25 protein-coding genes, 1 tRNA gene and 4 pseudogenes are annotated in these 26,395 nt (G+C 68.9%); 14 read left to right on the forward strand and 16 right to left on the reverse strand.

Annotated features, from left to right (window positions below):
* Positions 1-48 precede the first annotated feature (48 nt).
* On the reverse strand, positions 49-663 hold the full coding sequence (locus ACZ56U_RS32250) for a TetR/AcrR family transcriptional regulator (RefSeq protein WP_469087457.1): 615 nt from the start codon (positions 661-663) through the stop codon (positions 49-51).
* A 411-nt stretch (positions 664-1,074) separates the two neighbouring features.
* Here ACZ56U_RS32250 and ACZ56U_RS32255 point away from each other — a divergent pair.
* A pseudogene (locus ACZ56U_RS32255) lies at positions 1,075-1,161 on the forward strand (IS5/IS1182 family transposase); the annotation flags it as partial.
* 41 nt (positions 1,162-1,202) lie between these two features.
* Here the strand turns inward: ACZ56U_RS32255 and ACZ56U_RS32260 are convergent.
* The gene (locus ACZ56U_RS32260) at positions 1,203-1,571 is read right to left on the reverse strand and encodes a helix-turn-helix domain-containing protein (protein ID WP_469087458.1); all 369 of its coding nucleotides are present in this window, start codon (positions 1,569-1,571) and stop codon (positions 1,203-1,205) included.
* 221 nt (positions 1,572-1,792) lie between these two features.
* Here ACZ56U_RS32260 and ACZ56U_RS32265 point away from each other — a divergent pair, with 221 nt between their 5' ends.
* The gene (locus ACZ56U_RS32265) at positions 1,793-2,002 is read left to right on the forward strand and encodes a hypothetical protein (RefSeq protein WP_469087459.1); all 210 of its coding nucleotides are present in this window, start codon (positions 1,793-1,795) and stop codon (positions 2,000-2,002) included.
* Positions 2,003-2,490: 488 nt separating this feature from the next.
* Here the strand turns inward: ACZ56U_RS32265 and ACZ56U_RS32270 are convergent, their stop codons facing one another.
* Together ACZ56U_RS32270 and ACZ56U_RS32275 are read right to left on the reverse strand one after the other, a co-directional pair.
* Positions 2,491-4,662 (reverse strand): MMPL family transporter, encoded by a 2,172-nt coding sequence (locus ACZ56U_RS32270; RefSeq protein ID WP_469087460.1) that lies wholly within the window; start codon positions 4,660-4,662, stop codon positions 2,491-2,493.
* A 115-nt stretch (positions 4,663-4,777) separates the two neighbouring features.
* Positions 4,778-5,695 (reverse strand): hypothetical protein, encoded by a 918-nt coding sequence (locus tag ACZ56U_RS32275; protein ID WP_469087461.1) that lies wholly within the window; start codon positions 5,693-5,695, stop codon positions 4,778-4,780.
* A gap of 41 nt (positions 5,696-5,736) precedes the next feature.
* Here ACZ56U_RS32275 and ACZ56U_RS32280 point away from each other — a divergent pair, with 41 nt between their 5' ends.
* The 3 genes from ACZ56U_RS32280 (at position 5,737) to ACZ56U_RS32290 (ending at position 9,526) form a co-directional block, all read left to right on the forward strand.
* Positions 5,737-7,215, forward strand: coding sequence for a pyridoxal phosphate-dependent decarboxylase family protein (locus ACZ56U_RS32280; RefSeq protein WP_469087462.1), 1,479 nt, complete (start codon positions 5,737-5,739; stop codon positions 7,213-7,215).
* Positions 7,216-7,297: 82 nt separating this feature from the next.
* The gene (locus tag ACZ56U_RS32285) at positions 7,298-8,629 is read left to right on the forward strand and encodes a WS/DGAT domain-containing protein (protein ID WP_469087463.1); all 1,332 of its coding nucleotides are present in this window, start codon (positions 7,298-7,300) and stop codon (positions 8,627-8,629) included.
* Between the two features lie 426 nt (positions 8,630-9,055).
* Positions 9,056-9,526, forward strand: a complete 471-nt coding sequence (locus ACZ56U_RS32290; protein WP_469087464.1) for a hypothetical protein — start codon at positions 9,056-9,058, stop codon at positions 9,524-9,526.
* A 606-nt stretch (positions 9,527-10,132) separates the two neighbouring features.
* Here ACZ56U_RS32290 and ACZ56U_RS32295 read toward each other — a convergent pair.
* The 3 genes from ACZ56U_RS32295 to ACZ56U_RS32305 all read right to left on the reverse strand — a co-directional run bounded on the left by ACZ56U_RS32295 (position 10,133) and on the right by ACZ56U_RS32305 (position 12,489).
* On the reverse strand, positions 10,133-10,663 hold the full coding sequence (locus tag ACZ56U_RS32295) for a hypothetical protein (RefSeq protein WP_469087465.1): 531 nt from the start codon (positions 10,661-10,663) through the stop codon (positions 10,133-10,135).
* On the reverse strand, positions 10,660-10,908 hold the full coding sequence (locus ACZ56U_RS32300) for a helix-turn-helix transcriptional regulator (RefSeq protein WP_392839217.1): 249 nt from the start codon (positions 10,906-10,908) through the stop codon (positions 10,660-10,662). The genes ACZ56U_RS32295 and ACZ56U_RS32300 overlap by 4 nt, the downstream gene beginning before the upstream one ends.
* Before the next feature lie 606 nt (positions 10,909-11,514).
* On the reverse strand, positions 11,515-12,489 hold the full coding sequence (locus tag ACZ56U_RS32305; RefSeq protein ID WP_469087524.1) for a phosphotransferase family protein: 975 nt from the start codon (positions 12,487-12,489) through the stop codon (positions 11,515-11,517).
* Between the two features lie 332 nt (positions 12,490-12,821).
* Here ACZ56U_RS32305 and ACZ56U_RS32310 point away from each other — a divergent pair, with 332 nt between their 5' ends.
* Positions 12,822-13,217 carry a hypothetical protein gene (locus tag ACZ56U_RS32310; protein ID WP_469087466.1) on the forward strand — a complete coding sequence of 132 codons (396 nt, stop codon included), beginning with the start codon at positions 12,822-12,824 and terminating at the stop codon, positions 13,215-13,217.
* An 88-nt stretch (positions 13,218-13,305) separates the two neighbouring features.
* Here ACZ56U_RS32310 and uppS read toward each other — a convergent pair whose 3' ends face one another.
* From uppS to ACZ56U_RS32325, 3 genes are all read right to left on the reverse strand, one after another.
* Positions 13,306-15,015, reverse strand: a complete 1,710-nt coding sequence (gene uppS / locus ACZ56U_RS32315) for a polyprenyl diphosphate synthase (RefSeq protein ID WP_469087467.1) — start codon at positions 15,013-15,015, stop codon at positions 13,306-13,308.
* 158 nt (positions 15,016-15,173) lie between these two features.
* Positions 15,174-16,043 (reverse strand): ABC transporter permease, encoded by an 870-nt coding sequence (locus ACZ56U_RS32320; RefSeq protein WP_469087468.1) that lies wholly within the window; start codon positions 16,041-16,043, stop codon positions 15,174-15,176.
* Positions 16,040-16,648, reverse strand: a complete 609-nt coding sequence (locus ACZ56U_RS32325) for an ATP-binding cassette domain-containing protein (protein WP_469087469.1) — start codon at positions 16,646-16,648, stop codon at positions 16,040-16,042. Before ACZ56U_RS32325 ends, ACZ56U_RS32320 begins: the two co-directional genes overlap by 4 nt.
* A 695-nt stretch (positions 16,649-17,343) precedes the next feature.
* On the opposite strand from ACZ56U_RS32325, the gene ACZ56U_RS32330 reads away from it, so the two are divergent.
* The 3 genes from ACZ56U_RS32330 to ACZ56U_RS32340 all read left to right on the forward strand — a co-directional run bounded on the left by ACZ56U_RS32330 (position 17,344) and on the right by ACZ56U_RS32340 (position 19,462).
* On the forward strand, positions 17,344-17,688 hold the full coding sequence (locus ACZ56U_RS32330) for a hypothetical protein (RefSeq protein ID WP_469087470.1): 345 nt from the start codon (positions 17,344-17,346) through the stop codon (positions 17,686-17,688).
* A 158-nt stretch (positions 17,689-17,846) separates the two neighbouring features.
* Complete coding sequence (locus ACZ56U_RS32335) at positions 17,847-18,209, forward strand: YciI family protein (RefSeq protein ID WP_469087471.1); 363 nt, start codon at positions 17,847-17,849, stop codon at positions 18,207-18,209.
* Positions 18,206-19,462 carry an RNA polymerase sigma factor gene (locus ACZ56U_RS32340; protein WP_469087472.1) on the forward strand — a complete coding sequence of 419 codons (1,257 nt, stop codon included), beginning with the start codon at positions 18,206-18,208 and terminating at the stop codon, positions 19,460-19,462. Before ACZ56U_RS32335 ends, ACZ56U_RS32340 begins: the two co-directional genes overlap by 4 nt.
* A gap of 331 nt (positions 19,463-19,793) precedes the next feature.
* Here ACZ56U_RS32340 and ACZ56U_RS32345 read toward each other — a convergent pair whose 3' ends face one another.
* Complete coding sequence (locus ACZ56U_RS32345; protein WP_469087473.1) at positions 19,794-20,192, reverse strand: VOC family protein; 399 nt, start codon at positions 20,190-20,192, stop codon at positions 19,794-19,796.
* Between the two features lie 270 nt (positions 20,193-20,462).
* Between ACZ56U_RS32345 and ACZ56U_RS32350 the strand changes: the two are divergent.
* Together ACZ56U_RS32350 and ACZ56U_RS32355 are read left to right on the forward strand one after the other, a co-directional pair.
* Positions 20,463-20,567, forward strand: a pseudogene (locus ACZ56U_RS32350) (IS5/IS1182 family transposase); the annotation flags it as partial.
* 89 nt (positions 20,568-20,656) lie between these two features.
* Positions 20,657-21,112 carry a hypothetical protein gene (locus ACZ56U_RS32355; RefSeq protein WP_469087474.1) on the forward strand — a complete coding sequence of 152 codons (456 nt, stop codon included), beginning with the start codon at positions 20,657-20,659 and terminating at the stop codon, positions 21,110-21,112.
* A 417-nt stretch (positions 21,113-21,529) separates the two neighbouring features.
* Here the strand turns inward: ACZ56U_RS32355 and ACZ56U_RS32360 are convergent, their stop codons facing one another.
* A complete protein-coding gene (locus ACZ56U_RS32360) occupies positions 21,530-21,697 on the reverse strand; it encodes a hypothetical protein (protein ID WP_469087475.1) in 168 nt (55 codons plus the stop codon).
* Positions 21,698-21,882: 185 nt separating this feature from the next.
* On the opposite strand from ACZ56U_RS32360, the gene ACZ56U_RS32365 reads away from it, so the two are divergent.
* Positions 21,883-22,107, forward strand: coding sequence for a hypothetical protein (locus ACZ56U_RS32365; protein ID WP_469087476.1), 225 nt, complete (start codon positions 21,883-21,885; stop codon positions 22,105-22,107).
* 700 nt (positions 22,108-22,807) lie between these two features.
* Here ACZ56U_RS32365 and ACZ56U_RS32370 read toward each other — a convergent pair.
* The 4 genes and pseudogenes from ACZ56U_RS32370 to ACZ56U_RS32385 form a co-directional block, all read right to left on the reverse strand.
* Positions 22,808-22,881, reverse strand: a tRNA-Met gene (locus tag ACZ56U_RS32370).
* Positions 22,882-23,000: 119 nt separating this feature from the next.
* Positions 23,001-23,891, reverse strand: a pseudogene (locus ACZ56U_RS32375) (lactonase family protein).
* Positions 23,884-24,054: pseudogene (locus tag ACZ56U_RS32380) on the reverse strand (sigma factor); the annotation flags it as partial. The pseudogenes ACZ56U_RS32375 and ACZ56U_RS32380, both read right to left, overlap by 8 nt.
* A 62-nt stretch (positions 24,055-24,116) precedes the next feature.
* Entirely contained in the window at positions 24,117-25,334 is a 1,218-nt protein-coding gene (locus ACZ56U_RS32385) for an NAD(P)/FAD-dependent oxidoreductase (RefSeq protein ID WP_469087477.1), read from the reverse strand.
* A gap of 273 nt (positions 25,335-25,607) precedes the next feature.
* Here ACZ56U_RS32385 and ACZ56U_RS32390 point away from each other — a divergent pair, with 273 nt between their 5' ends.
* Positions 25,608-25,883 carry an IS3 family transposase gene (locus tag ACZ56U_RS32390; RefSeq protein WP_469087478.1) on the forward strand — a complete coding sequence of 92 codons (276 nt, stop codon included), beginning with the start codon at positions 25,608-25,610 and terminating at the stop codon, positions 25,881-25,883.
* Between the two features lie 43 nt (positions 25,884-25,926).
* Positions 25,927-26,175 (forward strand): DDE-type integrase/transposase/recombinase, encoded by a 249-nt coding sequence (locus tag ACZ56U_RS32395; RefSeq protein WP_469087525.1) that lies wholly within the window; start codon positions 25,927-25,929, stop codon positions 26,173-26,175.
* Positions 26,176-26,395 lie beyond the last annotated feature (220 nt).

Below are 26,395 nucleotides of genomic sequence, written 5' to 3' on the forward strand. Positions count from 1 at the left end.
TGTGGGCGCCAGAGGCGTGCGGTGCACAACACATTGAGGCTCGGCGAGTCATCTGTGGCTGGATGCTCTTTGCAGCAGGTGGTCGATGTGGCGTTGGAGGATGGCCCGCGCCATCTCCGGAGAGTGGTGGCCTGCAAGGACGTGGACCGTGAGGCCATCAGCCAAAGCGAGGAGGGTGTGGGCCTCGCGGGTGGGGTCGAGGTGCTGTGGGATTTCCTGGGTGTCCTGGCCATAGCGGATGAGCCACGCGATGAGGTCGTGGAGCTTGGCGTAGGTGTCGTGCAGGACGGCGGATAGTTTCTCGCTCGCCGGTGCGTGGGTGACGAAGGCCAGCCAGACGTGCGCCTGCGTCTTCGATTCCTCATCCAGCAAGGCGAGTTCGGTCAGGGTGTGTGACAGCAGAGTGGATGCGGCCTGGGGGGCGGAGGCTGTGGCGATGCGCTGGTTAGCGCGTTCGCTGACGTGTTGGGAGACGTGCTCCAGCGCAAAGAGCAGCATGTCCTCCTTGGTGCGGAAACACCGCTGGACGGCGCCCATGGACACGTCCGCCTGAGCGGCGACGTCTCGGAGGCTGACGGCTTCCATGCCGGAACGCGCGATCAGGGTGCAGACCGCCTCGGTGATCCGGCGGCGTCGGTCCTCGTAGTCGACCTGCCTGGGCACGCTTAGCTCCTCCTGTTTTCCGATGCACTTGCATCATATCCGGTTCCGCTGCACGATGTGATGCGATCGCATCGAAAACGGGTGCGCACACCGGAGAGGACGCCCGTCATGGGGAAGCAGCTAAAGAAGTCGGACAACAGCTCGGGCCAGGGGCTGCTCTGGCTGTTCGGTGCCATCCTGGCCATCCAGGGGTTCGGCTCCGCCATCACGGAGGCCGGATGGGATACAAGCTTCGGTGTCGCCGGCCTTCTGCGGGCAGCTCACGTGCCTGAGTGGGGAACCCTCCTGGTCGGCTTTGCAGGTGCCGCCTTACTGGCGACAGCGGCGCGCCGTCACCATACGAGGAGGCAGGCGCACCGACGTCCGTGAGCGGTCCAGAGGTCAACCACCGCTGCGTGGGAAGCACTTGACGTGACTGGTGTGATCACGGCGTCGGAGCCTTCCTGGATAGCCCCGTTCACCGGGCTGAGCCCACGGCTGTTCCAGAAGCTGGTGACAGGGTCGAAGACATCTCAGTCGCTGGCGGGTCAAGTAGGCGCTCAGGCAGCAAGATCCATGGGTGGTGCGAAGGCACGGTCGGGGTCGAACAGCGTGCGGTGCTGTAGGCAATGGAAGAGGCAGCCGAGCAGCTGCGTTCCGCCCTCCGGCACCGCTTCCAACGTCCGCACCACCACCTCCTCGACCTGCGCATCGGTGATGGTGCGCGGCACCCCGGGGCGCGGCTCGTCGGACAAGCCGTCGAGCCGCTCGGCCAGAAACCGGGTCCGCCACCGGCGCATCGTCTTGCGGTCGGTCTCCAGCCGGGCCGCCACCGCGGTATTGCTCAGGCCGTCCGCGCAGGCGAGCACGATCGCGGCCCGCTTGGCCAGGCCCTGCGCCGTCGACCGGCGCCGGGCCCAGTTCCGCAAGATCGGGGGGTCGCGATGGACAGCACGTCCCAGGCCTTGCAGGCGGCCAAGTTCTCAGTGGACGCGTTGGCCGCGAGAGGCCAGAGCCGCTCGATCATTTAAGTCTGTGACGTGTCTGGATGGCCAGGTCCGTTCCGACGCATGTGTCCTGGATGAGCCGATGCGGTGGCGGCGCGGCGTGGGACGCCGTAACCGCTGCACCTTCCGACGATTATGCAGATGTGATCAAGCACATCGCCGCTACCGCGGCCTTCGCCACCGTCGCCCTCGGAGGCTTCTCCGCCTCTGCCCAGGCAGCCGACGGCATCAACCTTCCCGTCGGCTCCGTCATCTACGACACGGCCAACACCACCCTCGTCGTCGTGTCGGACGTCGTCACCGTCTTGGTGCCCCCCGGTCAGGTGCTGCCGCCCACCGCCCCGCCGGTCTGACCTGGCGCATGAAGTTACCGGCCGACTCGCTGCCCTTGCGTTCTGTCGCACGTGCCTGCCTGCCCGCAGGGCTTCCATCCAGGCAGCCTCAAGATCGCTGGGACAAGTCTTAGCCGCACCGGTACCCCCAGGGGCCCGCCAGGAGCGGGCCCCCTTTCGTATGTCCGCACGCCCGCCAAGGTGTGGGGTGCCAATCATCCGGGAGGCCGCCACTTTGTCGGAGTTGGCGACCTCGGTGTGCACCGTGAGCCGAAGAACGATAGTTGTCACATAGGCAGGTCTCTTGTCACCGGCGAGGCCGTTGCTGATCGCCGTGGCCGACTTCGTCGCAGGCGGTCTCGGTCCTGCCCTGGAATCCGCCGCCTGCGGTATCAGACCGTCTCGGATGCTGGGCTTGTTCTGGAGCCACCCGCGCATCAGCCGGTTGCCGTCACCGTTCACCGTGACACAGGCGGTGGGGTGCGGGTGGTGACCTGGCAGCCGGGCGGTCAGTCCGTCGCGGGTTCACTTTGTGCGGTGCGAGGGCCGCCACCACGTCGTCGGCCGATGTGTGCCGGCCTCCACCAGTTGGCGGGACCGAGAAGTGCCATGACTGAGGGGACGAGGATTCCGCGGACCAGGACTGCGTCGAGGATCGCTGCCGAGGCGATGCCCGCGCCCATGAGTTTGAGGATGGTGACGTGGGATGTCGTGATGGCAGCGGTGGAGATGGCGAGGGCAGCTGCGGCGGAGGTCATCAGCCGTCCGGTGCGGGAGATGCCCTTGATGATGGCCGCCTGGTTGTCCAGGCCGCGGTCGAACTCCTCCCTGATCCTGCCGAGGAGGAAGACCTCGTAGTCGATGGAGAGGCCGAACGCGACGGCCAGGGTGAACAGCAGCAGACTTGCGTCGAGGGTGCCGGTGACCGTGAACCCGCCCAGCACGTCCGCCCCGTGTCCGTACTGGAAGGTCCACACGATCAATCCGGTTACGGCAGTCAAGCTGATGACGGCCACCGCGAGCGCTTTCAGAGGGGCCATTGCACTGTGGGTGAACGCGGTGAGCGCGGCCAGCAGGAACACACACATCGCCACTGCCACCCAGGGCAGCGCGCCGCGCACCGCGTCCGTGGTGTCGGTGATCTGCGCGGCACGGCCGCCTACCAGGACCGGGCCCGGCGCGGGAGTCTTGCGCAGCCCATCGACCAGACGCGCCGCCTGGGGCGTGTCGGGTCTCACCGTTGCCGCCACCAGCACCACTGCCGGGCGCTGTTCCTGCGCCGCCTGTCCGGGCCGATGCGCCGCAGGGTTGGGCACAATACGCACCGCACCTACATGCGGCAGCCGGGCCACGGCGGCCGTGTAGTTTCCAAGACTCGCGCCCGGCCGTTCGAGGATCACCACCTGGACTCGTTCCGGAGATACGTCGAAGCGCCCGCGCAGGTCCGCGGCCGCAGTGGCGGCCGAGGCCGCCGACGGCAGCGTCTGCTCGTCGATCGCGCCCAACCGCAGACCCATTGCGGGCCAAGCCACCACGACCAGCACCGCGAGCGCCCCCAGGCCCGCCGCCACGGGCCGGGCAACGACACGGCGGGCGAGCTCCCGCCAGAACCGGCTGGCTCCTGCGACCGGAGCCCGGCGCAGTCTGCGCAGCGGGTCGGCGCCATCGACGTGATCACCCAGCAGCGTCAACGCGGCCGGCAGCACCGTCAACGCGGCCAGCGCCGCCAGCAACGTCACCGCCACACCCGCAAGAGCCAGCGCGCGCAGCAGCGGGACGGGGATGAAGGCCACCGCCACCAGGCATGACGAGATCACCACAGCCGAACAGAACACGCAGCGACCAGATGTATTGAGCGCCACGTCCAGTGCCCGGGCGCGCGGCCTTCCCTTCGCGTGCTCCTCGCGGTAGCGGGCCAGGACGAACAAGGTGAAGTCGATCGACAGACCGAAGCCGATAGCCGCGGCCGCGTTGACCGCGAATGCTGACACGTCACTCACGTGGCCCAGCAGACCCAGCAACGGTACACAGCAGACGACGGCCAGCATCGCGACCACGAGGGGCAGCGCGGCCGCAGCCCACGAACCGTAGGTCAGCAACAGGAGAAGCATGATGAGCGGCGCAGCCCAGAGTTCCGCCTTCAGCAGATCGGCCTCGGCCTGTTGGTCGATCTCGGCCGTCGCCCATGAGACGCCGCTCGCGTCCACCCGCATCCCCGGCACCGCCGCCCGCGCCTTGGGCACGAGACGCAACGCCGCTTCCTTGCGGTCCGCGTCGCTGCCCGACAGCGAGACCGTCACCAGGCCGGTGCGTCCGTCCCGCGACATCAGCCACGGATCTCCCGTGGCGGCCGACTGCACCGTACGCACACCCGGCTCGCGTGCCAGCACACGGGCAACGACACCGGCACCGGCTGCAAGCGCCGGCCGTGCGCCCCCGTCGCGCACCGTCACGGCGAGCACCAGATCCGGAGTGCCGACTCCTAGTACCTCAGCCTGAGTCTGAGCCCTGGTTGACTCGGTGCCTGTGGCGATGGTCCCTCCTGCGCCGAAAGCGCCGGACACGGCTGGGAGGCTCAGGAGCGCCGCGGCCAGGGCAACCGCCGCGCACAGCACCACCCTCCAGGCTCGGGAAGCCGACCATGCATCCCTCCCTGTCCCGTCCTCGCTGCGTACTGGCATACCGGCACTAACGATCAAGGCGCACACAAGTGATGTTGTTGTTGGTGGGAAGACCACTCAGCGGCCGAGCCGGGGCTGCTTCCCCCCGCCCGCCCGGGGCGCGTCAAGTGCGGGTTCACGGGCGCATGGTGAGGTTTTCATTGCGGGCGTCGGGCAGTTGGGCCGGCATGCTGGCGGGCGCGGCGTCCAGAGCGGTGCGGCGCCGCTGGCACAGGCGGTCCAGGACCTGCACCCCCGGTTCCGCGCCGCGGAGCAGGGAGGGTCCGGAGGGGACGAAGCGCGAGCAGACGCCCACGTGGGCGTGGTGAACATCTGTCAGGACTTCGACCAGGTGACGGTGGGCGGGGCGCAAGCTGGAGGACTTCGCCGGTGCGGCACGCCCCCACTCGCACAGACTCTGCACGAGGACGCGGTGATCGGCCGACCACAGGCCGGAGAATCCACGGGGAGCCTGCGGTGGGGCCATCGAGGGCCGGACAGTGTTGTGGTAGTCCTGCGCGTCGAAAGACGCGGTGATGCGCAGGGCGGACGCGCTGGCGCGCAGGAAGTGAGCGGCGCTTTCCAGACCGAGGGCGGAACCTGCGGGCGAGGGAGCGCGAAGGGCGTGACGCAGAGCGACCACGGTCGCCTGGGTGAGGGCGAAGAACAGCCGGTGCCCCTGAATCCAGCGTTGGCGCACCGTGGCCTGCGTCCGGGGCTCGTAGAGGCCGGTCTTCGGGGTCAGGCCGGCCGCGTGCGCGGCGAGATCGAGGTCGGGCTCCGTTAAAGATCCGTCCGGCTGACGGGAGAAGGCCCGCACTGTGGCGAGGGTGTCGTCGAGGGCGTCGATCAACAAGGGCGCGGGGGCGCAGGCGCATCGTGCGACCGCGAAGTATTCGTCGAACGCGGCTTCGCGGGGGTCGCTTTCGTGGAGCCGACGGTGGTCTGGGGGTGTGTGGTGACGGTCGGGTCGGTCCGCGGCCTCGCGCAGGGTCCCCAGGCCGTGGGGCAGGTGCTGGGGCGGGGCGAGCCACAGCACGGATTCGCTTGTCATCTGGGCCATTTCACTAGTTTTTATGCGGTACGTTACCCAGCATGTCAGTGACTCTTGGTGATGCTTCGTTTCGCAGCGCAATCGGCGAGGTCGCCGCGATCCTCGAGGACTACTGGGAGGACCTGCGCGAGGAACGCCTGCCGGTGACGCCGGATCTTCACCCCGGGGACGTACGCGCGATGCTGCCGGACTGCGTACCGGAACACGGCGAGCCCATCCGGGACGTCCTTGCCGATGTACGGCGGGTGGTGATCCCCGGGCTCGTCCACTGGCAGCACCCTTCGTTCCTCGGCTACTACCCGACCCAGACCAGCCCCGCGTCGGTGGTCGGCGAGCTGTTGGCCGCCGGCCTGGCGGTCCAGCACATGATGTGGTCGACGGGCCCGGCCGCCACCGAACTCGAGGAGGCGGTCCTGGACCACCTCGCGGTCGCGCTGGGCCTGCCGGAGCGATTCCTCAGCACCGGGGACGGCGGCGGGGTCCTGCAGGACTCCGCGTCCTCAGCGGTGCTGGTGGCCGTAGCCGCCGCCTTGTACCGCGCGTCAGGCGGACGCTGGCGCGAGCGCGGCACCGAGGGGCGCTACCGCCTGTACTGCACCGGCCAGGCGAACTCCTGCATCCCCAAGGCCTCACGCATCGCCGGCCTGGGGGAACCGACTCAGATCCCCACCCTGCCTGGCACCTGCGAGATGGACCCCCGCGCCCTGCACGAGCAACTGGCAGCCGATCGCGCCGCAGGCCTGGTGCCCGCGATCGTGGTCACCTCCGTCGGTACCACCGGCACGTGCGCCATCGACCCCGTCGCCGCCGTCGCCGCCGTGTGCCGCGAGTTCGGGGCCTGGCTGCACGTGGACGCCGCCTACGCCGGCTCGGCCGCCGTCTGCCCAGAGAACCGCTGGATCAACGAGGGCGTCGAGCACGCCGACTCCTACGCCGTGAACTGCCACAAGTGGCTGCTCACCGGGCCGCCCTGCGACGCCATGTGGGTAGCCGACCGGCACAGCCTCACCGCCGCCATGGACATCCGCCCGCCATTCCTGCGCAACCAGGCCAGCGACTCAGGCGACGTCACCGACTTCCGCGACTGGCAGGTGCCGCTCATGCACCCCTTCCGCGCCCTGAAACTGTGGTTCGTCCTGCGCACCCACGGCGTCGAGGGCCTGCGCGCGCACATCCGCGAACAGCTCTCCCACGCCGAGCTGCTCGCCGACCTGGTCCGGGACAGCCCCGGCTTCGAACTGGTCTCACACTCACTCGGACTGGTGTGTTTCCGCCTCACCGGTGACAACGCCCGCACAGAGCGCCTGCGTGACAAGCTCGACGCTACCCACCGGATCCTCGTGACACCCACCACCGTCGACGGCCGCTACATCCTGCGCGCGGCCCTCGGCTCGCGCCTGGCGTCCCAGGCCTCCGTACGCAACGCCTGGGCGCTGGTGCGCGAGATCGCCGCCGCGATCCCCGACGACCGGCCCGCGTCATCCGAAACGTCGCCGACGACCTCAGTAGGCGCCCGGTAACCGGGAACGCATCGGTATGACACCACGCCCCCGGGAGGCCGCGGACGTGGACGTGAGCAAGTCCCAGGTAATGACACGCCGCGTGGACACAAGCGCGCACACCCCCATCTCGGCACGCGAACGACATTTAGCGGAGAACACCGTGCACGACCATGACGACGCGAGCGCAGCGGGCGAACGCTGGTTCGACTACGCGGCGGCACACCCGCACACGAACATGGAGATCGGAGGGGTAGCCGTGGTCACCGGCCCCGCCCCTTCGACCGTCGAACTACACGCGTTGATCGACTTGGTCCGCGCGGCCCACCCGCCGCTGCTCGACCGGGCCCGCCCACGGGGCGTGAATGCGGGAGGCCCGCCCGAGCCGTCCGATCACTTCGAGGAGGTCGCGCTGCCCGTGCACGGCGGTGACGTCGCACTGCACGCAGGGATCGAGCGCGTGTGCGGCCGGCCGCTTACGGACGTCACCTGGGGCATGACCCTGCTCCACGGCCACCGTGACAACGAGTTCGCCCTGCTCCTTCGCGCCCATCACGGCCTCCTGGACGGCATGTCCCTGATCGGTATCATGCACGCCGCGCTGGGCGCGCCCGGCCTCCCGCGCCGCCGCACACCCCCGGTGCCCCCACCTTCCTGGACGACCGCTCGCGTGCGCGCCCTGATGCGAGCGGTCGCCGGCATCGCGCTGCCCGCGAACGCAATCAGCCTCGGCCCCGACCGCGTCCAGGTACCGACCGGCCCACCGCGACGCATGTGGGTCCACACGCCACTGCCTCGTATGAAGGCCATCGCGCGGGCGGGCGATGCCAGCCTCAACGACGTCTACCTGGCCGCCCTTGCCGGCGCCCTGCGGCCCGGGGTGCCCGACCGTGCCACAGGCAGCGTGCGGGCGATGGTCCCCCTCAGCACTCGCGGCGGCAACAGCGCCGCGTTGGGCAACTTCCACCGTGGCATCCCCGTCGTCCTGCCCTGTCACCTGCCCACCGCCGCCGAGCGCCTGGCCGCCACGCACCTGGCCACCGCGAACATCCGGAACGGCCGCCGCGATCCCAACGCGGACGTCCTCTTCGAGGTCCTGCCCACGCGCTGGCACGGCAGGGCCCTGGCGCGGGTTCTGCATCCGCAGCGCACCACCATGGTGGCCACCCATGTCCCCGGTCCCGCACGTCCCCTCGAACTCTACGGTCACAGCATCCGTACGTTGTTGCCGCTGATGTTCCTGCCCGCAGGACATCACCTGTCGGTCTGCCTGGGCGAATACGCCGGAACCGCGCACCTGGCCGCCGTCGCCGATCCCAGCCTGCCCGACTTCAACTCACTACCTACCCGCTGGCTCGCCGAACTCGACGCACTCGAAGCCACCCTCGTGCACCCCCGACGACCTTCTGATGCGGGCGCTCGGGCAGCGTGGTGAGAGCCGGGTCGACTCGCGCTTCGGTTCACCCAGGCCCGGGCGCAACAGATCACCGAAGTGGAAGACCGTGTACACCCGCTTCCGCCGTTACGCCCTCGACGGGGTGTTTCACCCAAGCCCTGCAGCACATCCAGACCCACGCCGACGCAGCCGGCGACATCGACTGGATCGTGCAGATCGACTCCACCATCGTCCGCGCCCACCAGCCCGCCGCCGCCACCGGCTGAAAAAGGGGACCAACCGGTCGGAGACAAGGCCTACAGCTCCCGCAGCTTCCGCGCCTACCTGGGCAAACGCGGCATCGGCCACACCATCCCGGAGAAGACCGACCAGCAGCGAAACCGGCACAACCGCGGCCGCCGCGGCGCGCGACCGCCAACGTTCGACCGGCAGATCTACCGCCGACACCACCCCGCCCTGCAGCGCATGGACTGGAGTTCAGTGCTGTCGACGGTTGTCGGCGCGGCAATCGGCATCACAGCCACCGTCATTGCGGATCGCAATCGCTGGCGCCGAGAAGTGTCCACTCGGGCGCTGGAGGTTCGGCGGGAGACTTACACATCGTTCATGACAGCCACGAACGATGGTGACGAAGCCATCCGTGCAGTGAGTCTCGGCGACCAACAAAACGAGGCGGCGCGAGACTCGCTGACACGGGAGGCATTCAGGTCCGCGGGAGTTCACGCCGCGCTGGAGCGCCTTCGCCTCGTGGCGTCACCTGGTGTCGAAACAGCAGCCAATGAGACCTTCCGATCCATGCGCCGTCTGCGCGTTCAGTACGCCGCCGGTAAGGCTCCCACCAATACCGAGGCGCATGCCGTTCGCATGGAGCTCGAGGCCAACTTCGCAATCTTGCGAGGCTTGATGCGGACAGACCTGACGGTTACGAATTCTTGATCGCGGTGGAGTGGTTGTTCCTCAGGGTTGGGAACCTTCTCCGTGCCACCTGAGCACAGAGTGCTACACGTCGATGGGGGTGACTTCGACGACGGTGCTCGAGTTCGAAGACGACCTGATCGCAAGCCTCGCCGAGCTGTGCCCAGGTGGCAGAACGGCCAGAGCGGATTGCGGCCGCGGCCACCACAACGCCGCCCGGATCGGCGCTCTGCTGCTGGCCGTTCCCAGACTCCCCCTATGGCCGGCCCACTCTCGGCGAGAACCCGGTGCGCCTGACCTCCTTCCCCACCGCACAACGCGACGTTCGCACGAGCAGAATTCGACGCCGGACTTCAAGGAGTTCCGACCGTTCTGCTGATTCGGGTGGGCTCGCGAGGCCCACCCGAACCGGGTCACCGTGCGTCAGTCACAGCAATGGCACCGCGTTGAGCTTGGAGTGTCCAACTCGGGTGCTCACTGGCCAACTGAAGCGCCCAGCCACAGCCGCTGTGACTGAGCGTCGTGGTTGGCCCCTGAGCGCTTGAGTTGTCCCACGTGAGCGCGAGAGTTGGCCCGGCCGATCTCTGACGCATCGGAGCGATCAGCTGTCGGCCGGCAGCGAACATGTCAGGCCGCGAGGCCGTCGTCTTCGGCTGGCTCGTCCTGAGCCATCAGGCCGGCCACCCACAATGGCATCAGCCAGTGCACTACAAGGACCGCGATGAGCAGCGGCGCCGCATACGCCGTGGGGGCATTGCCGTCGGCCGCACCCGCGATCAGCAGGCCGGCGGCGGATGCGGCAAGGAGCAGGGTCATCGCCCGGTGGGCGCGGGCTTGCACCCGGGTGCGTTCGGCGGATTGCCGCTCGTCCAGCGCTCGTTCGCGCAGTTCGAGCAGGCCACGGGTGGCTGCATTGATCGCCCCGGTCGCGACCATCCACGGCAGCAGCAGCAGCGCCATGACGACGACGGCCCAGATCGGTTCCCCCTCCACGAGGTAGGAGTAGGTCATCAGCCCGCCGATGGCCGCGGTCAGCACCAGATGCGCGGCGACGACCAGGCGCCGACGGGCGGCCGTGACGTACATCGGCCGGCCTCGGCGGTCGTTCATCAGCCGCAACATGGTGCGGTCGTAGCGCGTCAGCCGTGTCGTTGTCATGACGTCTTCCTCCCGTAGATCTCATCCGTGAGCGGCCGGAACGGTTCGAGCGAGAACAGCGCCTCCACCGGCAGCTCGAAGAACTTCGCGATCTTCAATGCCAGGTCGAGGCTCGGGTTGTACTGCCCCCGCTCGATGTAGCCGATGGTCTGGTAGTGCGCCCCCACCGCCTCGGCCAGGCGCTGCCGCGACACCTTCCGCTCGGCGCGAACCATGGCCAATCTGTTGTGCACCTGCTCGCTCATATACAAGAACTACTACATTCTGCGCGAGAGTTGCAACCATCGGCAACACTCCTATGGATCGAGGATGCCGCTGGGGCAGCTCTCGCGCTCAGCCGGGCCAACTCAAGTACTCAGGGGCCAACTGAAGCGCTCAGTCACAGCTTGGCGGCCTGGCTGATGTCCCCGGCCCCCGCTGCGTCAGCGAACGTGGGAGAAGGACACGCTGGTCACCGTAGGCCGTCCGGGGCCCGCGTGCCGTCACACGGTGCCGGGGGTGGCATACGCCGACCATGCCCTCACCGCCCGCCGCCTGGTCGCTCCCCCAGCCCATGCGCGCCGTACCGGTCAACAGCCCGGCATTGCCCGCGGGGTGGGCAGCGCGGCCCAAGTGGGGCGGTTCTCCAGACACTTGAAGGTGTCTCAGCCGCGTGACATCGCGGCATCTCCCAGCACACCTCCGACCGGCGCCGAAAGACTGCACGTTGCCGGAGTGGTGACGGCTGCTTGTGGGGTCATGTGCAGCTGTTCGTCACCCAACGGCATCTACCACCTCGGCTTCCCACCGGGAAGCAGCTACAACCCACCTCACCTGCCGGCTACTTGCCGAACAAGTCGACACCCGGAAGTTCAGGCGTGGGCCAGTTCCAATGCCTGCTTCAGGTTGTACTCGGCGATGCCCGCCATGAACGCCCGGTCAGGGAAGTCGCCGTCGAGCAGCCGCAGCGGGCCCGCCGTCAGAGACAAACGCTGCGCGAGCATGTAGAGCGCGAGCCGGTCCTCGTCCAAGCCATCCGCCTCCAGCCGCTGGTAGGCATCGTGCAGGCGGATTCGCAGAAACACGTGCTCCCACTCGACGTCGAAGTACATCAATCCCTCGATGTCGATCGCCACGGGGTTCCCTTCCTCGTCCACAAGCACATGGTCGGGTCCCAGTTCGCCGTGCACGACCGCGTACTCCGCGCGTGGCTGCACCGCCGCCGCCAGGATCAGCAGCCGCTCCTCCAGCCGGTCGCGGGCGGCCGCGATCCGCGAATCGCGCGAGGCCGCCTCGGCAAGGTCCCGCAGCGCACGGTCCAGAACCAGCCCCTCGCACGAGGTTCCGCGCGAGGTCCCTCCTCCGTCGACCAGGGCCACTTTGCCGTACGTCGGTGCACGGTGGCGTCGCATGGCCTTCAGCGACTCCGCGAGCCGGGCCATAACCGGAGCAGCAGCGCCTGGATCCCGCGCGAGCAACTTCTCCAGGCTCTCGCCCGGAAGGTCCTCGACGATCGCAAGGTCGGCCGGGCAATGAGTACCGTCGCGATCGACGAGACGGATTGCTGGAACGCGAACGCCGAGCGCGTCCAGCCGCGCGTGCGCGGCCTGGAACAGATCGAGCCCGAGACCGGGCGAGAACGGGTCGGTGAGGTCGTCGTCCCCCTCGGCCGCCGGCCAGTAGTTCTCGGTGCCATCCCATAGGTAGGCGATCGCTGTCGTCGCGTCGTCCATCACCAGGCGGTACACGCCCTTCTTACTGCCGCCCGCGACCCGTTCGACCGCCTCCAATCGCCGCCTGCGGCCCAGCGCGGCCCGCGCTGCACTCGTCAACTGCTCCCGCGTCACTGCCCTGGGTGCCACGTTGGGTGCCACGTTCCGACCCGCCTCTCCCCCACGACAACCCGCGAACCCTACGGGAGCATCGACGTTGGGGCGATTGGTTTGTTCCGGATCCGAGGACTCCAAGAGCCGAGATCACGACGGTGAGGCGGAACTGGACTCCACAGAAGCTGGCGACAGTTGAATACGCGAGCGCACCAGTATCCGTCCCGATGTCTCATGAGATACATCAAAGTCTGGAGAAGGACGGCTGAGGTCGAAGGCGACCAGGTGCGCCGGGAACTCGGCGGCCGCGCGGGCCGCGGCTCCTTGCGGAGGGTCTGTCGGCTCCTTGGTCGTTGTGCCCGACCACGACCGACCCCAAGCAGGCGGCCGCGTGGCTGGCCGACTTCCCGGCCGTCGGCATCGAGGGGCTGGTGTTCAGGCCCATGACGAACAGGTATGTGCCGGGCGGGCGCGGGTGGACCAAGTACAAGATGAGGCACACCACGGAGGCCATCGTCGGCGCGGTCACCGGCAGTCTCACCGCGCCCACCACGGCGCTGCTGGGCCGCTACGACGAACACGGCCGTTTCCGATACACGGCCGCACCACAACGCTCAGCGCGGCCATCCGGCACGCCCTTGCCGACCAGCTGCACGCCGCGGACGCGGAGCCGGGTCGGCGGTCGTCCGGCCCGCACGCGAATGTGCGCACGGGCCGGGGCCCACGCCAGGACCGATGGCTGGCCCTGATCCGATCTGGAACGCGGAACCGTCCGCCGTTGAATTTGCCGGATGTCTGGGGTGCCCGTCGGTGTGGACTTCGCCGAGCGCGGACTCGTCAGCTCCGAAAGTCAGATCGGCCGTGACGGAACGGTCGGTGGTGAGAGGCGGGGGCGGCGCCGTGGCGGCGTTGGCGTCGGCTGTATTCGGTGATGGCCTGCCACAGGTCACGCCGGTCGACGTCGGGCCAGTAGTCGGGGGTGAAGTGCAGCTCGGCGTAGGTGGCGTGCCAGGGCAGGAAGTTGGAGGTGCGCTGTTCGTTGCCGGTGCGCCACAGCAGGTCGACGTCCGGCATGTCGGGGTGGGGCAGGTGGCGGGCGAAGTCGTCCTGACCGATGAGGTGGGGGTCGATGTCGCCTGCTCGGGCTGCCTGGGCGAGGGCTGCGGCGGTGCGGGTGATCTCGTCGCGGCCGCCGTAGTTGAGGCACACGGTCAGGGTCAGTGCGGTGCGGTTGCGGGTGCGGCGCTCCTCGCGTCGAAGGGCCTGGACGAGCTCTTCGGGCAGTTTGGCGGGGTGGCCCAACCAGCGCTGGCGTACGTCGAGGTCGCGGAGGGGGCCTTCGTCGAGGTCGCGTCGGATCGCTTCCAGGATCGTGGTGATCTCCTCGGTGTCGCGTTTCCAGTTCTCGGTGGAGAACGCGTAGAGGGTCAGGTGGCGTAGGCCGATCTCCAGGGCGCCGTAGACCATCTCGTGGACGGCGGCGGTGCCGGCGCGGTGACCTTCCGGGCGGGGCAGGCCGCGCTGCTCGGCCCAGCGGCCGTTGCCGTCCATGATGACCGCCACGTGTAACGGCATCTGGTCGGCGGCGATCTGCGGGGGTCGGGCGCCGCCTGGGTGCGGTGGCGGGCGCCGGAGAGCTGTGTCGTCCGCTGCCGGGCTCGGATCGCGCGTGGTCATCGCGGGTCGTCGCGGTCCGGGCACGGTCAGGGGCGTCAGGCTCCAGGCCAGGCGCGAGCGCAGGCGGGCAGGGGCAAGGATGCGGGTGCGGACGATGAGGGAAGGGCGCGGTGCGCGCTTGAGCAAGGCGGGTCCGGCCGCGTCGACGGCATCGAGTTGGGCGCGCATCAGGCAGGCGGCGGTGTTGAGCATGTTGGCAGCGCCCGGGTGCATACCTCTGGTCATCGCGGGCCTGGTCAGCCACTGGCGGGCCAGAGTCGTCAGCTCTCGGATCAACGCCGCCGTGGCCGGGCTCCAACGCCCCTGCCGCAGGTCGTCTTCCGCGCCGGGAAAGGCGTCGAGGGCCTCATGCGGCAGGAGCAGGTCGCCTTGAGGGAGGTCAGTGCTCAGGTCGGTGAGGGTGTCGGTGAGCTGGGCGCCGTCGACGAACTGCTCGTAGTCCTTGTGCCGGTCCAACCGGAGTGTCATCGGGGCTCCGGCTTGCTCGAACAGGTGCCGTAGCTGGTCGACCCACGGCACCACTGCCTCGTTGCACCAGGCCCGCCACTCGGTCCAGTCGGCGAAGCGCCGGCCGCGGACGTCGTCACGCGTGCTGATCATGGCGCCCTGCAGGCTGGACAGGTCCAGATGCCATTGCAGGGCGGTATCCACCAGGGCATGCCGGATCAGATCCGTGCTGGTGCCGGCCGCCAAGTCCCGTTGCAGGGCTTGGGTCCACGCTTCGACGCGGGCCTCACGCTCGGCCGGTTCCGCATCCCGCCGGTCGGCCAGGTCATCCAGGACGCTCACCGCCGCCCACAACGCCCAGCCTGCCGGGCGCAGCACGGCCGGCATCAGCTGGATGAGGGCGTAGACCCCGGGATCGTGCACACGTGTGGTGTGTCGGCACAGCTGGTACGCCGCCCGCAGCGACGGGTCATCACTGGTGGGCGGGCGGCGAACGCGTCGCCCTCGCTGTGCGGGCAGGGCCGCATCGAGGTCTGCCGTGGTGAGCTTCATGGTGGGGCGCATGTCGGGGAACCGGGACCTCAGTGTGCTTCCGTGTCAGACGCCGCAGCCGATGGCGTGGCAGCTTGGCGCGGCGCGGGAAGGCCCGCCTTGCTGCTTCCCGGCCCGGGCGGCGAGGTGGGGGCGGTCGACGGCAGGCAGTTGCGGGTGCTGCCACGAAAGCCCAGCAGGGCGAGAAGGGCGGCACCGGCGAACCAGGTGAGCTGGATGGCCAGATGCCCGGGGACCGGGGTGGTGGAGAATCCGGCCGCCGTGCTGGCCTGCATGGCCCCATACGAGGGCAGGTAGCGCACGACCGGGTTGTCAGCCCCGGAACTCGTGATGGGATTCTGCAGCGCCAGGTCGATGATGCTGGTCATCACGATGGCGAACATCCCCTCGACTTCTCGGCGCAGCAGTGACCCGAAGCCGACGCCGAGGGCGCCGTAGGTCAGTCCGGCGCAGAACAGGGCGGCGGCGAGCAGGAGGGGCTGGCGGGGTGTCCAGGCCAGGCAGGTGATGGCGGTGGCGTAGACGGCGACCGCCGCCGAGACCAGAGCCAGGGCGGTGACCTTGGCCAGGACCAGGTGGGCGCGCGGGTAGCCGGCCATGGCCAGCCGGCGGTCGAAGCCGCTGCCGGAGAATGTGGCGGCGAACATCATGAATCCGGTGATCAGGGTGACGGCGTTGAGGGCGCCGCTGATCGAGGTCAGTTCGTTGCCGTGCGGTGCCAGCGCCTCTCCGGTGGCGCGAAGCCGCATCCGGGCCGGCGTGTCGGGCATCGCCAGGTACGCCAGGGTCGTCCACACCGGGATGAACAGGGTCACCAGGATCATGGCGAACCGGTTGCGGCCGTGCTCGAGGAGCGTGAACCGGGTGGCGACGGTGAAGCGGGTCAGGTGGAACCTCATGCGGCGGCCCCCGCCTCGTCCGCACGCAGCACGCCGGTGTCCAGGCGCCACAGCTCATCCAGACGCTCCGTGTCGTACGCCAGATGGGAGACGACCAGGACCGAGCGTCCCGCGTCCCGCAGTCGCGCGGCCAGGTCCCAGAACCGCTGGTAGGTGTCCCAGTCGAAGCCCTGATACGGCTCGTCCAACAACAGCACCTGCGGATCGTGCATGAGTGCCAGCGTCACGTTCAGCTTCTGCCGCGTGCCGCCGCTGAGCACCCCGGCCCGCTCATCGGCGTATCCGGTAAAGCCCAGGATCTCCATGATCTCCTCGGCGTAGCGCACATCGGCCAGGCGGTAGGCCGTCTGGAAGAACGTCAGGTGCTGCCGGACGGTCAGCGCGTCATTGAGGACCACGTGCTGCGGGCAGTAGCCGAACCGGCCGCTGTGACGGACCGTGCCGCGCGTGGGACTCAGTTCGCCGGAGAGGACCTTCAGCAGCGTGGACTTGCCGGCGCCGTTCTCCCCAACGATCCCGCAGAGCGTCCCTGGCAGAAGCCGCAGGTCAACACCTCGCAGGACCACACGCCGACGGTAGGCATGATGGACATCCCTGACCTCCACTCCCGTCTCCCCCCATAGGCCCAGACCGACCATGTACCCAATGGCCTAACGATCGCGGGGCGGAACAGACACGAGCCCCATGTCACCGGCGTAGCCGCGAGGAGCCGGCGGCGTTCAAGACGATGACGCTGCTGCGCCCCGCAAAGCTGCCGATACCTCAAGCGGTGGTGCCTCGCGGAAGACGCCGGGGCACACACCGCGTGGATCGCGGCCGGTTTCCTGATCGAGTGCATGCAGGAGGTCGACCAGGTGAGCCAGTTCCTCGCCGACATCCGCGGCGATGCCGGCGCCCGGTACAGGGCGGCCGCGGCCTGAGCCGAGCGGGAGGCCGGCGGCCAGGGGGCGACGCGCGCCACCGCACCGCATGTCCGGTGCGGTGGCGCGCGGGTGCGGACTGGCACGCCGCACGGTGCGTTGAGTTGCGGACGATGTAACGCACTTCCCCACCCGGTGGAGCGCACCGAGTGGACTCCACCCGCATCCGGTGGCCTCCACTCTCCACTCGGTGCGGACGACGCCGTGCGCTTCCACTCGGTGAGCCTCCGCCAACTACCGCAGGCCAAAGGGCTGGTGTGACCGGTTCCCGGAGTGCTCACGCTGGTCCTGGGCGGCAGTCTGAGGACTCGATCGTCTGGCGGGCGGCCGGTGCGTCGATTCCTGTCCGTGTGGCCGGGCAGCCTTCTACGATCCAGGGCATGGATCCCGAGCTTCTGGAACGGATCACCGCGCGGCGCGCGGAACTGGACGACCTCGAAGGGCAGCTGGCCAAGCAGTTGACGGAGGTGCGGGCCGAGCGGGACGAACTCGCGGTTGCCGAGCGGGTTCTTGAGCGGGTGAGCGAGCAGCTCTCCGACAAGCGCGCCTCGGCCGCGCCGCTGTCCGGGCAGGTGGGCGGACGGACGGTGATGCTGATCCCGCACCGCACATCGGGCGTGGACGAGGCCACGCTCCCGCCGGATTACCAGCGCGCACAGGTCTTGTACCGCCAGGTACACGCGAATGTGCCAAGCGGCTGCCCTCTTCGTAGCGAGGCCAGGTAGGTTGATCGTTTGTGGCGCACGTGGCCTGAAAGCGGTCTTCGGCCCTGTGCAAGAAAAGTTGAAGAAAGTTGTCGTCGGATGTCGAGGGCCCGTTCCCGGCTCCGACTGAGGGGTGACAGCGCGCCGACGGGGCGCGCGGGACTGAGGGGACACCCGAGATGAAGTACGTCGCGATGATCTACGGCAACCAGGCCAAGTGGGAGTCCTTCCCGGCCGAGGCATGGCCGGAGGCCATCGCCAAGCAGGAGGCGTTCAACAAGAAGTACCGGGAGACCGGAGAGCTTGTGGGCGCCTACGGCCTGGCGGACGCGGCCAACGCCCAGCTCGTCATGCGCAAGGACGGGATCCCCGCGGTCACCGACGGTCCGTACCTGGAGACCAAGGAGTACATCGCCAGCTTCTACCTGCTCGACTGCGAGAGCGAGGAGCGCGCGCAGCAGATCGCGGCGGACATGCCCTTCGCCGATGTGGAGCCGGTCGAGCTGTGGCCGGTCCTGCACGAGTCCGCGGCGGACGTGTGAGCGAGCAGCACCGTGTCGAGGACCTGCTGCGCGAGCTGGCGCCGCAGGTCCTCGGCACGCTGGTCCGCCGGTACGGCGTCTTCGACACGTGTGAGGACGCCGTCCAAGAGGCGCTGCTCGCCGCCGCGCTCCAGTGGCCTTCCGAGGGAATACCGGACAGCCCCCGGGCCTGGCTGGTCACCGTCGCCTCCCGCAAGCTGGTGGACCAGGTACGCAGTGAACAGGCACGCAGGCAGCGCGAGGACCGCATCGCCCTGGCCACCCCGCAGGCGGAGCTGCTCAGTCGGTCCGCCGACGCCGAGCCGGCGGCGGCGGACCGGGACGACTCCCTCGCGCTGCTGTTCCTGTGCTGCCACCCGGCGCTGTCGCAGCCGAGCCGGATCGCGCTGACGCTCCGCGCGGTCGGCGGCCTGACCACCGCACAGATCGCGGCGGCCTTCCTCGTTCCCGAGGCGACCATGGCCCAGCGCATCAGCCGGGCCAAGCAGACCATCAAGGCCTACGGCAAGCCCCTGCGCATGCCGCAGGCAGCAGCCCATGCCGAGCGGCTGGGAGAGGTGCTGCACGTGCTGTATCTGATCTTCAACGAGGGATACACCACCACGGACGGCGTCGACCTGACCGCGCCCGCTCTGTCGACCGAGGCCATCCGGCTCACCCGGCTGTTGCACCGTCTGCTGCCCGACGACGCGGAAACGGCGGGCCTGCTGGCGCTGATGCTGCTCACCGACGCGCGCCGCCCTGCTCGCATCGGCGCCGACGGCGATCTGGTGCCGCTGGCGGAGCAGGACCGCGGTCAGTGGGACCGCCGGCTCATCACCGAGGGAATCGACCTGATCAGCAAGACCCTGCCGCGGGGGCAGGTCGGCCCCTACCAGCTGCAGGCAGCCATCGCCGCTGTCCACGATGAGGCCGAGCACGTCGACGCCACGGACTGGCCGCAGATCCTCGCCCTGTACGAACTGCTGGAGCACATCACTCCCAACCCGATGGTCACCCTCAACCGCGCGGTCGCCGTCGCCATGGTGCACGGTCCCGCCGCCGGACTCGACCTGCTCGCAACCCTGCAAACCGACAAGCACATGGCACGCCACCATCGCCTGCTCTCCACTCGAGCCCACCTCCTGGAAATGCTCGGTCAGCTTGACGTCGCGGCGGACACCTACCGCGACGCCGCCCGACGCACCACCAGCGCACCGGAACGCCGTCACCTCACCGCCCGCGCGGCACGACTCACACCCGCACCGAGTTGATCAAAAACGCCCGAGCTGTCAGCACCAACATGTAGCCCGGGCACAGACGCTGTGTACTGCAGAGGTACGCCGACACCAGGGACGCTCCCGCCCGATGCGGTGCCTCACGGGAGTAACCGCGTTGCCGTCAGGGGCCGTTGGGCGCGGGCAGGTTCCGTACCCGGCCTGGACTGGGCCGTCACCGCAGGACTCCTGCGCTACAGCGGACCCGCCTACCAGTGCCGCCACGCCTGCTTTCATGGGTGGGGTCGTGGGCGTGGGGTTTTCGCATCGTGACTCTGGTCGGGCCCTGGTGGTCGGCTTCCTGGTCGCGGCCGGCTGCTCGCCTGTCCTAGAGGCGCGGCGCCGGTGGTGGTGTCGCGGCTCGGTCGGACTCGCTGCGCAGAACGCAGAACTCGTTGCCTTCGGGGTCAGCAAGGACCGCCCAGCCAGAGCCATCGGGATTCCGGTGATCGGTGACAAGGGTGGCGCCGAGGCCCAGCAGTCGTTCTACCTCCTGCTCGCGCGAGGTTTCTGGGCGCAAACACAGATGGATCCGGTTCTTGATCGTCTTGGACTCGGGCACCTGGTTGAAGTGCAGCACTGTGCCCTCCGCCAACAGCACGTGAACCTCCGGATCACCCGGTTTGTCCTCCGGGTGCAGCGGACGGCCGGTCACCCTGCTCCAGAACCGGGCCAGCTCGTAGGCATCCGCGCAGTCAATCGCCACGTTCTGCAATACCGAGACCATGTGCGCGAGCCTTCCTGATTTCCACTCCAGACGCCATCGAGTTGCGCTCGTTCATCGCGCACGTGCGTTGGGCGACCTGCAAGTTGGGCTGGTTGGATGCGGCAGGCGGGACAGCCCGGTGGCTGGGAGTTTGAGGGTTGGGCAGGTAGCCGACCTTGATGCTGGCCGACTCCCGGACGCGACCAGGTGGAGATGGCACGCCCAGGCCTTCGGATTCGACAAGCCGTCCGGCAGATTCCGCCCGGGCCAGGCCCGTACGAGCGGGCCGGCGGCAAGGGCTTCGTCCCGCAACCGAAGCGGTGGGTGGTCGAGCAGGTCAACAGCATCCTCATGCTGCACCGGCGCTCCGCAGCCCCTGCCTCGGACGCACCCCGAGCGCCCCCACCCTGATAGCTGTCAGGGTCACGACATCCCTGGTGCGGTCTACGGTTCGAGTCGCCGATTACGACTACAGAGGAGATCACATGGGACTGAGAAAACGAGCGGCTGCGACGGTCACGACGCTGATCGCCGCGTTCCTTCTTCCGCTGGCCGCGCAGGCACCGGCACAGGCCGCCGCCACCGCGTGGACGCCGGGGATCTCCCCCCTGCACTCAGGCGAGTATGTGGAGCGGGACATACCAGGTGGTGCCGATGCTGACAGGGCGCTCAAGATTTGCGCCGCGGCATCAGGGATCGCCTGTGTCTCGGTCGGTCAGGGCGACGGCAAGCAGAGCATCTTCCACCTGTACAGGTGCGGCACCCGGTCGCTCTCGAACTTCATCGACGCGCTCTCCGTGCTCAACAACCAGACGGGCGGAGCCGAAGTCAAATTCACGGGGCCCAACGTGGGTACGTACCGCGCCCCTGCCAACTCCAACGTCATCTGGAGGTTCCCGAACGAGGCGACGTACGACTTCAACACCATGTCCATCTGCTGAGGTCACACCACCCCGGGCACGTCGGTCAGGGTGTCCGGGACGTCGCCCCGTACGACTCCTGAGCAACTCGACGACCCTGACCCTGATCTCCGTCGCCCCGAACCCCCACAGCGCGGCGCCGTCCTCCTTGTGGAGGCGGATGCCGCCGGCTGGGTGCCGGCGGGGGGCGTGGCCAGCACGCGTCACCGCCGTAGACGCGCTCGTGGACGTCGATGAGCGTGGCAATGGTGTCGGGGGTGTCTGCGAGGCCGGCCCACTGTCCGTGCGCGGTGAAGACCGGCACGGCGTCGACGATGACGACGTAGTCGCCGTACCGGTTGAGCGCCATGTCGTGCAGGCCCGGAACCGGTGCGGTGTTCAGGACTTCCAGGCCGTCGACGGTGAAACATGCGGGTTCGCCGGGCGTCTGAGGCAGGGTCAGGGGTCGGTGACGCACATCAGGTCGCTGGGCTGGATGCCGGTCAGCAGCTCGTGGGTGATCCGGGGGCGGTCGCTGGTGCAGGACACGAGCGTGTCCGGGGCGCCCTCGGGGGGTGTCGATGTCGACGGGCCGCACGACGATCTGGCCCGGGGTGTCGCGATCACCCTGAAACAGATCCTGCCCGGCGATCTGCTCAGCGCCACAGTCCGGCACGCTGTCCTGGACAAGTACGCCTCCAGCCTCTCCCGCCACGACGAGCGAGGGGAGCGACAGGAGGTGACCCATGTGGCGGACACACTGTCAGAGGTAGTCCCTACGGTGCCCGGCATGAACGAACTCCTGCCTCTGTGTGAGGCAAAGACGGCCCTGTCCGACTCTCGATCGCTTCCGCCTTGCCTTCGTAGAGCACGAAAACGAGGAGATCCCCAAGCGCATCGAGCTGGCAGCCGGCACGTGGAATCCCATCTTCGAGGACTGGAACGTTTGGGAGTCCCTGCGCGAACACGTCGCCGAACGCCCGGATCTCACACTCGACGACATCATCGTGCGCCTGGACTTCGCCCTGCTGGACTGATGAACGCAGCTCCTGACCTCACGGCCAGGAGAAAGGAAGCCCATCCCCCTGCCCTGGACCCGGGGCGTCGCACTGCCGGCAATCGCCGCGCCGCCCAACTCCGTACGTGGGTGGGGTGTGGGCGTGGTCGGGAGTGGGGTTATCGCATCGTGACCGTGGTCGGGTCCTGATGGTCGGCTTCCTGGTCGGGGCCGGCTGCTCGCCTGTGAAGGGCTCGTGGACCCGATCACGTTGCCTCAGGCGGGCCGGACCCTGGTCTGGTTCCCCGCCGGTTACGGGGCCGAGGTGGCCTCGGAGTGGCCGGAGTTGCCGGAGTGGCAGCTGGCGAAGCCGGGGGCGCCTGTTACAGGAAGCCGCCCTGCCCTCCCGCAAGGACGGTACCGACGCGCCGGCTCTGGACGGCTCTGTCCGGCAGCAGCGTTCTACTGGTCGCCGGCCGGTGGCGACGGCTTGGTAGGGGCTGCCGTGCGCCGGCGGCGGGCGCGCAGTGCAGTGGGACCGCTCAGTAGCGCCTCAGGCCGCAGGCCAGAACCCAGCGGTAGGAAGTCAAGGACCCGATCGGGCATTGTGCAGCCAGCACCACATGGTGGGGGCCGGCCCGGAACAAGCCGGAGTGCCGGACACGACACGCGCGCCCTGCAGTCCACGGTACAAACGCGGCAGGGCCCGGATCCCAACGGATCCGAGCCCTGTATCGCAGTAGCGGGGACAGGATTTGAACCTGCGACCTCTGGGTTATGAGCCCAGCGAGCTACCGAGCTGCTCCACCCCGCGTCGGTAGATCCCACAGTACGCCATCACCACCCCGGCGAAGACCACCCCGGTGCACGACGGCAGCCTGGCTTCGCCAGGGCCTGGTGTGCGGCGGGACCACACCCCGAGCGGGTCTGCTCTCAGGGCGCGGCTGGTTGGCCCCGGACTCTGGTTGCTCGTCGCGGTGCAACCGTCCTCGTTGATACTCGAAAGGCGGTAATGGTGTCGGTTGCCTGGTTGGCGGCGTACGGAGTGGTACCGGTCGGGTCGGTGGTGAAGAACCGGGGCTGTTGGCCGCCGATCGGAGTCCAGCGCGGTGTGTGCGAGGTGCCGTCGCCGCGGACTGCGTAGGTGGTGATGAACGCGGTTGGAGACGAACAGGACGCGTGCGCCCGGGGTGAGTTGGATCCCGGCTGCGGTGTTGTCGCCGGTGTAGGTGGGCGGCAGGCTCGGTAGCCAGGAGCGGGGCATGAGGGCGCCCGTCGCGGGGTCGTAGGTGTACGTGGTGACCTGGGAGTTCAGTTCGTCGGCGACGTAGGCCAAGGGCAGGTGGGGGTGGTAGGCGGTGTGGCGGGGACCTGCGCCGGAGCGGACGGTGGTGGTCGCGGGGGTGGCGGGGATCAGGCGTCCGGCGGTCGAGTCGTAGGTGAAGTGGTGGATGCGGTCGGTGCCCTTGTCGGAACGAGGACGTGGCGTTGGTCGGGGGGCGAAGGGGATGTGGTGGGGGTGAGGGCCGGTTTGCTGCGTGCGGTGGGGCCGGGGGCACCGGTCAGTTCGATGGCCTGGTCGGCCGGCCGGAGGCGGCCGCCTGCACCGCGGGGCAGGACGGCGAGGGTGCCGGTGGCGTAGTTGGCGACCAGGAGACACCGGTTGTCGGGGGCAAGGTGGACCCCTTGCTCGGCTGGCTGCCGAGTGGGGTGAGGCGTCCGCTGCGGTGGTTGATGGCGTAGGCGCTGACCTGGTCGAGGCCGCCATGTCCGGCGTAAAAGAACGACTGGGTGTGATCGAGGGGCTTTCCGATCAGCGCTGATCGCGTACCTGCTCCCGGTCGGCCCTGGCCCATTGCAGCCAGCTCTCCTGGAGGACGTCCTCGGCGTCGGCCGCCAATCCGAGCACTTCATAGGCGGCCGCGAAGAGAAGGCCGCGGTGGGCGAGGAACGCCTCGGTCACCGGGCCGTCGGCGTCGCCGCTCACGTCCCGGCCGGTGTCCTCGTCCTGCGCGGGCGTCCGCGGCGGGTTCCCGGAGCGCACACCGGTCAGGCCGTCCGGTCAGGGGCGGCCGGTGCCTCGATCCCATGAGTGCCGTCGGCGTACAGCAGCCGTCGGCGCTTGGCTGCTCCACCCGGCACTCGGTGCAGGCGGAACGAGCCGGGCTGGTGCGCCTCCGCGGACAGGTGCTCGGGGATGGCCTTGCAGATGAGTTCCTTCATCTTGGCGCCCAGCCCCTGGCCGATGTGCAGCCCCACGGCGACGTCCGACCGGTTGGCCAACTGATAGATGCCCGCGCCCCGGCCCAGGCTGATGCACTGGGCGTAGAACCCCTGGTGGATGGGGCCCGGTCGTTCGCCCGCGAGTCGACTCAGAATCGTGTCGGCGGCTCGCGCGCCCAGCGGTGTCGCGTTCAGGCAGCTCATGCGCAGCGGTCGATGCGACGGTGCCGCCGAGTCCCCGGCCGCGAGGATCCGCTCGTCGTCCACGCTCGTCAACGTCTCGTCCGTGAGCAGCCGACCCATGGCATCGGTGCGCAACCCGCTGCGCGCGGCCAGATCGGGAACGCCGAAGCCGGCGGCCCAGACGATGACCTCGCTCGGCACCTCGCGGCCGTTTGCGAGCCGTACGCTGTCGCGGGAGACGGCCGTCGCCTTGGCCTCGACGCCGTCGAGCACCGTCACGCCGAGCTTGGCCAGTCTCCCGGCGACCGAGCGCCGACCCCGAGTGTGCAGGTACGGGCCGAGGAGGGCGCCGCACACCAGGGTCACCTGGCGGCCCGCCTCCGCCAGTTCGGCGGCGGTCTCGATGCCGGTAGGACCGGCGCCGATCACCGTCACCGGGGCCGTCACGGGTGTGCCGTCGAGGACCGTCCGCAGCCGCCGGGCCTCCTCCAGAGTGGCGACCGGGTGGGCGAACTCAGCGGCTCCGGGCACGTCCGGTGCGGCGCTGCCGCTGCCCACGGCGTAGACCAGGTAGTCGTAGTCGAGCGTGCCGCCGCTCTCCAGCGTCACGGTGCGCTCGGCCGCGCCCAGCCGGGTCACCGTGTCGACCATCAGCCGGACACGCTCGGACAGCACGTCCTCATAGGAGACGACAGCGTCGCCGGTCCCGCACACCAGTTGGTGCAGGCGGACCCGGTGGACAAGGTCCGGGCGTGGGTTGATCAGCGTCACGGTCACGTCGGCGCGCTGCGTCAGCCGGTTCGCGGCCATCACGCCCGCGTATCCGCCACCGATCACGACCACATGCGTGTTCCCTGCCATGGTGCCTCCTCAGTTCCCAGGTGCTCGGCCATAAGTCACCGTGCCATCAACGGTTGTGACAGGAGGGAGAGCATTATGAGCCAGATCACGTCTCCAAGGACGGGCGGACTGGACCACAAGGCCATGTGGTCAGCTGCCGGCGTGCGATGTACCCGACGTCGATGGATGCCCGGTTTCTCCACACGCGGATTGCAAGTGCCGTTAGGCCTCATCCTCTTTGACGGACATCTGAGATCAGGAGTTCTGCCCTGGAGGATATCCATCCTGGAGAGCATGGGGAAGAAGAAGCCAGCCACGCCCTCGCCGTTCGTTCACGCCGGAGTTCAAGGCCGAGATCGGCCGGGGCCGCGGGCGGTCCGGGACACCGCGGTGACCGGCGAGATCGCCGAGGTCCATGCCAAGTCCCGCGGCACCTACGGCGCCCCACGGATCCACGCCGTCCTGAAACGTGAGGGGGCTGGCTGCGGAAGCCGCCGCATTGCCAGACTGATGCGGGCGGCGGGCTTGGCGGGCCGCCACCGTCCGGGCCGGGGAAACGACGGCACCTGAACACTGTCCCCGACCCTCGCGCCGCCACCCGGCCCGACCTCGTCTGCGGCAGTTCGATCCCGACCCGGTCGGTGTCGACACGCGCTGGTGCGGCGGCATCACCTATGTCCCGACCAAGGAGGGTCGGCTCTATCTGGCCACCGTCATCGACATCGGCTCCCGCCGGGTAATCGGCTGGGCGACGGCCGATCACCTGCGCACCGATCTGGTCGCCGATGCCCTCACAGCGACGTGCCGGCAGCGTCGTCCCACCCGGCCGGTGATCTTTCACCCCGATCGTGGCTGTGAGTAAACCAGTCATCAACTCGCCACCCTGGCAACGGAGTTCGGCGCCCGCCTGTCGGTCGGCCGCACCGGACAGTGCTGGGACAAAGCGCTCGCCGAATCGCTCTTCGCCGGTCGACGTTGTCGGCGGAGACTCCGGTGCGGTTGAGCACCAACCTCGCCTTGGGCTGCCTTGAGGGGATCCCTCCCGGTCGGTCGCTCGCACATGGGGCAGCTGCGGGTAGTGC

The sequence above is a fragment of the Streptomyces sp. NPDC034103 genome, assembly GCF_055575395.1.